The 9,106-nt window shown below is 54.5% G+C and carries 10 protein-coding genes; 5 read left to right on the top strand and 5 right to left on the bottom strand.

What is annotated here, in order from left to right:
• Positions 1–600: 600 nt before the first annotated feature.
• From EG244_RS19550 to EG244_RS19560, 3 genes are all read right to left on the bottom strand, one after another.
• Positions 601–1,518: an STM4504/CBY_0614 family protein gene (locus EG244_RS19550; protein WP_124966835.1), complete on the bottom strand. Its 918-nt coding sequence runs from the start codon at positions 1,516–1,518 to the stop codon at positions 601–603.
• A gap of 55 nt (positions 1,519–1,573) precedes the next feature.
• The gene (locus tag EG244_RS19555; protein WP_124966836.1) at positions 1,574–1,837 is read right to left on the bottom strand and encodes a hypothetical protein; all 264 of its coding nucleotides are present in this window, start codon (positions 1,835–1,837) and stop codon (positions 1,574–1,576) included.
• Positions 1,838–2,041: 204 nt separating this feature from the next.
• On the bottom strand, positions 2,042–2,548 hold the full coding sequence (locus EG244_RS19560) for a hypothetical protein (RefSeq protein WP_124966837.1): 507 nt from the start codon (positions 2,546–2,548) through the stop codon (positions 2,042–2,044).
• Between the two features lie 316 nt (positions 2,549–2,864).
• Between EG244_RS19560 and EG244_RS19565 the strand changes: the two genes are divergently transcribed.
• On the top strand, positions 2,865–3,356 hold the full coding sequence (locus EG244_RS19565) for a helix-turn-helix domain-containing protein (protein WP_124966838.1): 492 nt from the start codon (positions 2,865–2,867) through the stop codon (positions 3,354–3,356).
• A 220-nt stretch (positions 3,357–3,576) separates the two neighbouring features.
• Here the strand turns inward: EG244_RS19565 and EG244_RS19570 are convergent, their stop codons facing one another.
• A complete protein-coding gene (locus EG244_RS19570) occupies positions 3,577–4,086 on the bottom strand; it encodes a hypothetical protein (RefSeq protein ID WP_124966839.1) in 510 nt (169 codons plus the stop codon).
• Between the two features lie 8 nt (positions 4,087–4,094).
• On the bottom strand, positions 4,095–4,637 hold the full coding sequence (locus EG244_RS19575; RefSeq protein WP_124966840.1) for a helix-turn-helix domain-containing protein: 543 nt from the start codon (positions 4,635–4,637) through the stop codon (positions 4,095–4,097).
• A gap of 489 nt (positions 4,638–5,126) precedes the next feature.
• On the opposite strand from EG244_RS19575, the gene EG244_RS19580 reads away from it, so the two are divergent.
• The 4 genes from EG244_RS19580 to EG244_RS19595 form a co-directional block, all read left to right on the top strand.
• Positions 5,127–5,726, top strand: coding sequence for a hypothetical protein (locus EG244_RS19580; RefSeq protein ID WP_124966841.1), 600 nt, complete (start codon positions 5,127–5,129; stop codon positions 5,724–5,726).
• Between the two features lie 221 nt (positions 5,727–5,947).
• Entirely contained in the window at positions 5,948–6,568 is a 621-nt protein-coding gene (locus EG244_RS19585; protein ID WP_124966842.1) for a head maturation protease, ClpP-related, read from the top strand.
• Positions 6,558–8,063, top strand: coding sequence for a phage major capsid protein (locus EG244_RS19590; RefSeq protein WP_124966843.1), 1,506 nt, complete (start codon positions 6,558–6,560; stop codon positions 8,061–8,063). Before EG244_RS19585 ends, EG244_RS19590 begins: the two co-directional genes overlap by 11 nt.
• Before the next feature lie 190 nt (positions 8,064–8,253).
• Positions 8,254–9,106, top strand: an 853-nt coding sequence (locus EG244_RS19595; protein WP_158617378.1) for a helix-turn-helix domain-containing protein, incomplete at its 3' end; no start/stop codon positions are given.

Consider the following 9,106-nt stretch of genomic DNA (forward strand, 5'->3'; position numbering starts at 1 on the left):
CAGCGATTTCTCCTGAGGTGGCAGCGTGCATGCTGAGCAATGGATTGGTGCGGGAGCAGGATCTGTTGCGGGCAGGCTTGCGGATTTGACCCCGGGACGGAAGCAGAAGGGTGCGGGTCCTTCCGGGCTAACTTCTGCACGCGGGTAATTCGCGCCCCAATCCGGGCGGGTAATTGTCTTCAATGAGCAGGAGAAAAGGGGTTGTTGTTGTTGTTTTTCGGGAGGGAGCCCCACTTGTTGGGAGCTAGCTGAGGCTTTCGGATACCCGCCGCTCCTGTGGTTGGCTGGGACCAGACCCAAGGCAAAGACGCGGGCATCGCGCCTGCGGCTCAGGGAGCCTCTCTGAGGGCGGTTGCAGTGTCAGGCGGGGCTTGGGGTGCGCAAGGCCGCGCCTGCGGGGCTTGAGAGCCGCTTTGGTGGGTTTATAGCGTCAAGCCGAGGGGGAGAAGCGGAGAACCCTACCTGCGGCCCAGCGATCTATTGTTGTAGGTAGCAAAATTTTCCGACGAAAGAGTAAGAAAGAAAGCCCTTTCGGCTCAATATCGGTCGATCTATGGACTTCGAATGGTTTAAGTTAAGAGCGAAAAACCGCACCTAAAATCAAGGTAAAACTTTTTCGCAATCAATTAAAAGTTTCATATTTGCTAGTGCTGTGTATAGAACATAGCTTGCAAAATGATCATCCAATGGTTTGACGGAGCTGCCTTGGCCATGGCCAGAAGTTTTATTCCTTATAGTTGGCACCCCAGATTCAAGAATAGTGCGCAATCCTGAAAAATGCGTTTGCATGTACGCAGGGATCAGGTTGTTATCAAAGCATGCGGCAATAAGTTTAGATGCTGTATCATTGGGGCTATAAGTCCACTGTCTTTTATCCAGAATGGCTTTCATAGTACTCTCGAAAGCCTTTAAGGCATCAGAAACAGCACCCTTATTATCGTTATGTTTAAATTTCTGGAATGCCTGAACTATTTCGTCTTCAGCTCCTTTGTATATTTTGTTGGATGAAAGAATTGTGAGGGTGGGCTTTAAAACCTCTGAGTGCAATACTAAGGAATCAATCCTTATAAGCTCTCCATTAATGTATTCATAGCCAACACTTGCTTCCTTAAATCTATGATTTAATTCTGCCATGTGGGCTTTTAAAATTTCATCATTGGTTTCCGTATTTATTGATAGAAGCCGTCCGTACATTTCAGCGCAATCAAGGAAATGATCTGCGCTGCATTCATTAATGAAATTAAGCAATTCTATTAAATTGCTGTTATAGTGAACCCTGCAGAGGTGATCTACTCCATACTCTCTTCTTAATATGCTTACAATTTCGGAGATTTGATCAGCTTCAATGCGGAAACTATGATAAGCCGCCGATGACCTTGAGTAATTATTCACCCCCTCGGTGAACATTTGCTTAAGCTGAGATCTTAAGGTTTTTGGCATTTCATCGTAAATGTAAACGTCGTTATTGGAGCGCTCTCTCGCCATTTTCCTTTTTGAAAAAATATCTACTATTGCCATTTGACATACGCCCTAAAAGTATTCTGTTTTTATTAAAATGATCGGGCTGAAGACTTTAGCCAATGGCTGCCCAGTTCATTCCTTTACGAGGTTTTACCGCTTCGACGTGAAGAAGGACGAGCGGCCGCTCAAGTCCGATCTGGTCCCCCTTAAGGAAGTTGACACGGAAGCGGCGGGCGAGGATGCGGTAGCTCAGAACATCGGGCGCCCCATCGACATCGATATCAATGATATCCCCTACGGCTGGCACCTCGGGCAGCTCGATATCTTCCAGCGCATCCCTAGAATCGAAGGTCTCAGAAAGTCGGATATAAAACACGGGATGCCTCAAAGATTTCGGGGATCAGGTAATATGAATGATCCTAGAGCCCAGGGGGCGGAGCTGACAACCTTGGCGTGATTGGCGGGCGCTGAATCTTCCTGAACATAAAACCCGTTCGCGGACCCGCTGCGCCTCAGAGTTGAAAAACCCCCGCGCCGGGAGATCCGGCCGGGGGGCTGTCTGATCCGGTAGGGATGAGGCCTAAGCAGCGGTTGAGGCCCAGCTCATCAGCTTCACCAGTGCCCACCGGGGCACATCGGGATAGTCCTCCTGATCGACCTCACCATCGGTCCAGATGAAACGGATCAGCGCCCGCAGATCCTGAAGGTCGGAGATCTCCGTCTCGGAAATCCGCTGGTGAAGATCTATCCGCCTGGCTTCCCATTTGAGGCAGTCCGGGGTGGTGAGGTTTCCCTCCTGATCTTCGTCTAAGGCGATCTTCCATCGCGCAAAGGCGGCTTCCCACTCTGCCGCGAGATCAGCCAGTTTTCGTGGGCTTGCCGGGGCGGGCAACCGGGTGTTGTCGAGGTTCAGGCAGAGATCTTCCGCAAGATTTTTGCTGACGTGGATCATGCTGGTCACCGCGTCCGGGCTGGCTCGGGACATGTCCAGTGCAGCCATGCCTTTCAGAAGCCCCAGGAGATGGCAGGCGCGATCCTGCTGCTGGCTGATGTGATCGAGCAAAGCGGTATCGGTCGCGGAAATCACGTTCATAGTATCCCCCCAAACTACTTGAAGTGTGTAAGTTACACACCCATATGTATGGCGCAGGAAATTGACGTGTCAACTGTAAAGTGTGTATGTTTCCAATCCTAATTGGAGTGTGCCGATGTCTGCAGAAAAGATGCAAAGGATGCAGCTGGTGATCCAGTCTGCTCTGATCGATGACATTGATCGATGGAGAGGCCAGCAGCCTGGGATACCCAACCGATCAGAAGCAGTCAGGAAGTTGGTTCAGATGTCTTTACAGGCTGAGGCTGCCAAAAAAATGGCACCAACGGAAAGATGAAAAGGATAGCAGGGGTTGGCAAAATTAAGCGTAAGCGAGGCTGCCAAACGTTTTCAGGTTTCCAGGCCTACTCTTCAGAAGGCATTGAAAGAGGGTTCTATTTCCGGGGAGCGCTTGTCATATAAAGGTACTGATACGTGGCAAATTGACGTGTCAGAGCTGGCAAGGGTCTATAAGCCTAGGGGTGGACATCATCCTGCTAAATTTACACCATCGGACGATAGCTTTTCGGGCAATTTGTCAGGCATTTCCAATGTCTTGCCAGACGATGTTGCAGCAAAGATTGAGGCTCTGACAAAGGCCTTGTCCGAGGCTCAAAAGCAGGCTGCTGTAGCAGAAGCCAGAGCGGAAGAAAGGCGGTCGCAGATTGAAGACATGCGGAAGGATATCGAGGTTGCCAGACAAGAAAAGGCGGCGTTACTCGCCGCCCTTCCCAAGCCGGAAGCTATCGCTCCTATAGGGAACAAGTCTGGTTTTTTCAGATTCTTGTTTTCCCGAAAGACATGATTGAGAGCGGCAGGCTTTTGGTCTTTGACGCACGTGAGTTGACTGTGGGAAAAAATCCCATACATTGGGGCGTGAGGCGACAGACCGACTGAAACAGCGCCTCCTGCACCGAGCCTCGGCTCGGTCCTCTGCGAGATGCGAGGATACCGGGAAACCGGGAAGTGGAAGTCGGGTCCAGAGAGCTGCCTTCGGGCAGCTTTCGCCGTTTCTGGACTAGGCCTCACTTAAAGCGCAGCGGCTGGCCTTGAAAAACTTTCTCGACCAGGAGCGCGAAGCGGATGGGGGAAGGGCGGCTTGGTGGCGTGTAGCTCGACGGGTCTTTGCGGTAAGCGCTCTCGATGAACAGATCCACCCTTGCGGGCTTCTGACGGCGTTTGAGGCTGAAGAAGACGTGGTAGGGGCCGCCCTCGACCCCAAGCTCGACAATGGCAAGGTACACCCAGCTCCGGCGCTCCCAAGTCTGCAAGACGCGCCTGTCGGGCCATGTGGTGATGATCTGAACCAAGGCCTTCGATAGCTCATAGCGCTCGCTGCAGAAGACGCGCTGGTCGAAGCACTCTTGCGCCTTAGGATCACCGGTTTCTATCCCACGTGTGAAGGTGTGGGGGCTGAAGGTGACATGCACCCCCCTCTGTGCGCCGCTGGGGGTGGTGACGGTTAGGTCGAATGGCTCCAGATGCGACAGGTCAACCGGGAGGTTATCGTGATAGAATGGCGGCCAGTATGCCACGCTGGCTCCTATGCCTGAATCTTGCGCGCCTTTGGCGTCCGCAGTTTTCGAGCGGGCAAGTCGAGCTCCATTCCTGTAAGGGCGGGCTGTGAGATGGGGGGGAGGCCTTCCCCAGAAGGGAGCTGCTGTTCATCCGCATAGACGGAGGGGATGCGACGCAAGCTGGCCTTATCGCTGAGAAGCTCTGCCTTCTGATCGCCTGAAGAGGCCAGAATGGTTGAGTGAAATTTGGCGAACCGGAGGTTCTCCCGCTTTTCCGACCATGCTGCGCGAGCATTGATGTTGTAGCTATTCACCGAGCCACCAACATTACAAACCTCGATCCAGCGCTCCTCTTCAAGAACCTTCACTGCTCGGCGGACAGTCATCACGCTCCGGCCCATGTAGTCAGCTAACGTTTTATAAGAGGCTGTGATGGATTCATTACCATCTAAGTTGCTGGCAAACACATGCATCAGGGCCGCCGCCGCAGGGTTCTGCAGCGTTAGCCTCGCCCAATCCTCATGAGCGGCTCGGTCAGTTTGAACAAACCCAATCTTGCTGCCCGTCATCAATCTACCCTGTTCAACTAGATGAACAGACCCCTGTTCAACTGTGATACACAATGGTTCATGCGTGTTACGAATTGCAACATGTAAGTTTTGAAATATTACAAAATATAGCCGGACCCTGTTCATCTAGGTGAACAGACCCCTGTTCATCTAGGTGAACAGACCCCCCTTTTTAATGTATTGATAAATATAGATAAAATTTTAGCCCTTTCTAATGATCTAAGGGAGCACCAGCGCTGTGCCGTGTCGGGCGAAGCAGCCCTCATGGTGCAAGCGCCGACCGGCGCGGCGCAGTGCTGGTTCGACCGTCACAAATGAAACGATTGATTGCGCACAGCGCAGCTTCAGAAGCGCAGCGCGTGGGTGAGGTGGGTCAGGCAGGGAGGAGGGGAGTTATCCACAAGAAGTCGCCGCCTCATTAAGTGGGTTTACAGAAAACCTGTTTCAATTTACTGGTTTCTTATAAACCCACTTAATGAGGCTTTTAACATGACTATTGGTACGGTGCGACTGCAAGCGCTGTCTGACATTACCCGCCGACCGCGTGAGGCAATCCGCAACGCTCAGAAGCTGGGCGCTGCCCCGTGGGATGAAGAGGAATTCACGGAGACTTCGCAGCGCCGCTATGACGGCTTTCATGCGCTGGCGCTGGTTCTTGCTGAAGGCCTGATGGCTCAGAAGTGCAGTATGGAACTCGCGGGTGAATTCGTTCGGGCGCACCATGAAGCGATCAGTCTTTTTCTCCACGAAACCACAGAGGGCAGTCTGATCACCCCGCGTTTCGTTCTTGGGCTGCAACGTGGCATCGAAGACAGCCTGTTTGGCGTCTCATGGATGCCGGTCTCTATGTGTTCCTATGGAACCGAAGAAGAAATTCTCAGCGCCATTGAGGCTGAGATTAAGGCCGTAAGCCGGGTTTCGGAAGCCCACGGAGGGCATGGCAAGCGTCGCATCATCTCGGGTCCGTGGATTGCCACCGTGTCGATTCCGGAAGCGTATCGTTTGCTGAAGGTCCGGGCTGAAGCCGCGGGCTTTGTCGTGGATGGCCGGCGCATTTATAAAATCGCAAAAGACGACAGCGAGGCCTGATCAATGGTCTGGCATGAGCGGTTTAAGGTTCCGACCCCTTTCCATTACCTCGACCTCTTTTCCCTGCTTGAGCCTGCCAGTGAGAGCGAGGCGGAAATTGTCTTTGTGCACCGCCTCTACATGGCCAGCCCGTTTTCGGAAGGAGGCCGGATCCTGCTTCGTCAGGCTCCGGCCCATACCGTCAAGAAGTCAGATCTTCATGCAAAAGCACGAGCCTCGTGATGGCTGCACACCGCTTCGAATTGAATGGTGACATTGTAGCTGGGGCAGCTAACCGCCTTGCAGAATTCCTGGCAGCACATCAGGGCCCCGTAACGCTGCATATTAACTCGCCTGGAGGAGATGCGCTGGAAGGTGCTGCTCTTATGGCGGAGGTGGAGCGGCACGGTGCTGTCACGGTACGGGTGCAGGGTATCGCTGCTTCAGCCGCTACCCTGCCCATGGTGGCAGCAAGAGAGGTCATTCTGCATCCCACCGCCATGGTCATGATCCATGAACCTTCCGCCTTAACGGGCGGTACTGCGGACGAGTTGCGGGATACTGCGGCAGTTCTCGACAAGATGAGCTCCACCTACGCTGAAGCCTATGCTCGGCATACTGGCCACCCTGTTTCGCGCATTTCCGCCTGGATGAAAGCAGAAACGTGGTTAACCGCCGCTGAGGCAGTCGAGCTGCGCTTTGCCGATCAGATCGAGGGCGCGAAAGCCCCACAGATGATCGCGGCCTTTGATTACACGAAATTTCGCCAGCCGCCCCTGGGCCTTGTCAGGCTGGCACAACAAAACGGGTGGGCGACCGGATCGTCTGTTATCCCTCAACAGGAGAAAAAGAATGCCGCTTGATTTTCGGATGAAGCATGTAGGCGAACCCCCCGCGCGGCTGATTGCGCAACTGCGTCTGCGGCTCAGGGAGAATGGTCACCCCCCGATGTTTGCAGAGGTCCTGGCTCCGGTAATGGAGACTGAAGATGATCTGGATACGGACGTCCTCAACCAGATCACCGCGCTAGTTCAAATGCTGCAACGGGAAGGCGTTTCTGGCGAAGAAGCTATGGATGCCATCAGAGAGGCTGTGGCGGATCTCATGAAGAGTGATGGCTCTGAAGAAGATGCCGATGAGAGCCTCAATGCCTGGTTTCAGGCAGCGCGGGGCCCGGATCCGAGAAAAGGCCTGCTGCGGATGGTTCAGGATAAAATCCGGGCAAGTCGGCCGAAGATCCATATCAACGGCAAAGCTCCCATGGGCAGAGATCTGCCTCTGCTCAGCGCTGGTCATAACGCTCACAATATCCGGGCCGCCCTTACCGATGCTCTGCTGGGGCGGATTGATCGTCGCCATAAGCCGACGGTGGGTGAGCGGTATGCTTCCATGACGCTTGGTGAGATGGCCGCCGTTTCTGCCAAAGCTGCAGGGCATCGGATCGGCGGGACGATGGACGCAATCCGTATGGCAAGCCACACAACCAGTGATTTCCCGCAGGTTTTGGGCGGAGCGCTGGAGGCATCTATCGCGCGACATATGGAGCAGATCACCCCTGCACTCCAAAGGGCGGCGCATGAGATCAGCGCGGAAAACTACCGCCCGGGTAATCTGCTGTCGTTGTCATCTTCCGGCGTTCCCCAGGAGATTCCGGAGAGTGGTGAAATCAAACATGTCACCATCGATGAGAGGGGCGAGAGAAAGCCGGCGCCACGGGATTATGGCGCAATGTTCCGGCTCTCTAACCATGCAATGGTGAATGATAACCTCGATATGTTCAGCCAGATCAGCCAGCAGATGGTTGCGGGTGCGATGGAACGTTATCGCCGGGTTTTGCTGAGCCCCTTGCTGGAAAACAACGGCCTTGGTCACCTGATGGCTGATCACAAGCCCGTCTTCCACGCTGATCACAACAACATTGCTGCCGCAGGGTCGGAACTGACTGTCACCAGCCTGAGCGCAGCGCGGCTGGCGCTGCGTACGCAGAAAGGTTCTCAAGGCGAATTCTATGGAGTAGAGCCTTGGGCACTGGTGGTTCCGCCTCAGCTTGAGACGACAGCACAGCAACTTCTTGCGCAAATCAATGCAACGAAGACTGCAGACGTAAACCCGTTCTCCGGAGCGCTGGAGTTGATCGTTGAAGCTGGCCTGACCGATCCGAAAGCTTGGTATTTGATTGGTGATCCTGCCAAGACAGATGGTCTGGCCTATTCGTTCCTTGAAGGTCAACAGGGGCCTCAGGTGGAGACCAAGCCGGGCTGGGATACGCTGGGCATGGAGTTCCGGCTCGTCTGGGCGCTCGATGCGCGCTTCGTGTCTTATGCGTCCTGGTACAAAAACCCCGGCGTAGCGCCGTAAGGCCTCAGCAGGCTGTAGTCTGCGGGTTTAGGGCATGAGCCCGCAGACTGCCCGGGGCATAAGGGAGCCCTTAAGCCTGAGTGATTTGGGAAGCTCACTCAGGCACCCTTCTTTCCTTTTAGGTCCAAACACAGCCGCGCGGGCCTCTCGCGCGGGCGGTGTCTTTTATCCGATTTTCCGAGGTGCTTTGATGAGCCACGCAGCCACCAACTGGGCCTTCAGTCAGCGCGGTTTGAAACCGGCATCAAAACTGGTGCTGCTGGTGCTGGCTGACTGTCACAATCCTTTGCACGGATGCTTCCCCAGTCAGGCGTTTCTGGCCGCCGAGTGTGAGATGCACCGGGACACAGTGAACGTACATCTTGCCGAGTTGGAGGCCCGTAGACTGATCAGTCGCAGCCGGTCCATTGATCGGGTCACCAAACGGCAGCGATCCACCCGCTACAAGCTGGCCTTTGAAGCGGATTTTTCTGACGATAAGTCTGACGGCGAGACTGAGGCCGACTTGGTTTCAGAAGCCCCCGAAGCCGTGTCGGAAATTCCGACACGGGAGGCAAAAGCCGTGTCGGAATTTTCGGCAGAGCCGTGTCGGAATTACCCGGAAAGCCGTGTCGGAAATTCCGACACTAACCTTGTAAGAGAACCATTAAGAGAACCGGTAAGCGAAACACATGTCGGAGGAGCAGAACCGGAGGGCTTTGAGCGCTTCTGGCTGGCCTTCCCCCGTAAGCGGGATAGGGCACGATGTATGGAACTGTTTCAGGATGCAGTGAAGACGGGGGTGGCTGCAGAGCGGATCGCCTTGGCTGCAGAGCGCTATCGGGCTGAAAGCGCGGGAAGCAAGCCAATGTACCGAGCGTGCTCCGATAGCTGGCTGGAACGCAGACGCTGGGAAGATTACCCGTCTAAAGTCGCGCCCAGGGCCCGCACAGAGGCTGTGAGGGATCTGGCACTGTTCTGGGCGGGGAAACTCAAGGCTGGTGGCTATGTGCCCCAGACAGCGATTTCTCCTGAGGTGGCAGCGTGCATGCTGAGCAATGGAT

Origin of the sequence: Falsigemmobacter faecalis (assembly GCF_003863335.1) — a bacterium.
GTDB lineage: Bacteria > Pseudomonadota > Alphaproteobacteria > Rhodobacterales > Rhodobacteraceae > Wagnerdoeblera > Wagnerdoeblera faecalis.

What these genes read in the sequence shown, in the direction of transcription:
- EG244_RS19550 (WP_124966835.1), bottom strand. Translation starts at nt 1,518, where the DNA reads ATGGCAATAGTAGATATTTTTTCAAAAAGGAAAATGGCGAGAGAGCGC.
- EG244_RS19575 (WP_124966840.1), bottom strand. Translation starts at nt 4,637, where the DNA reads ATGACGGGCAGCAAGATTGGGTTTGTTCAAACTGACCGAGCCGCTCAT.
- EG244_RS19580 (WP_124966841.1), top strand. Translation starts at nt 5,127, where the DNA reads ATGACTATTGGTACGGTGCGACTGCAAGCGCTGTCTGACATTACCCGC.
- EG244_RS19585 (WP_124966842.1), top strand. Translation starts at nt 5,948, where the DNA reads ATGGCTGCACACCGCTTCGAATTGAATGGTGACATTGTAGCTGGGGCA.
- EG244_RS19590 (WP_124966843.1), top strand. Translation starts at nt 6,558, where the DNA reads ATGCCGCTTGATTTTCGGATGAAGCATGTAGGCGAACCCCCCGCGCGG.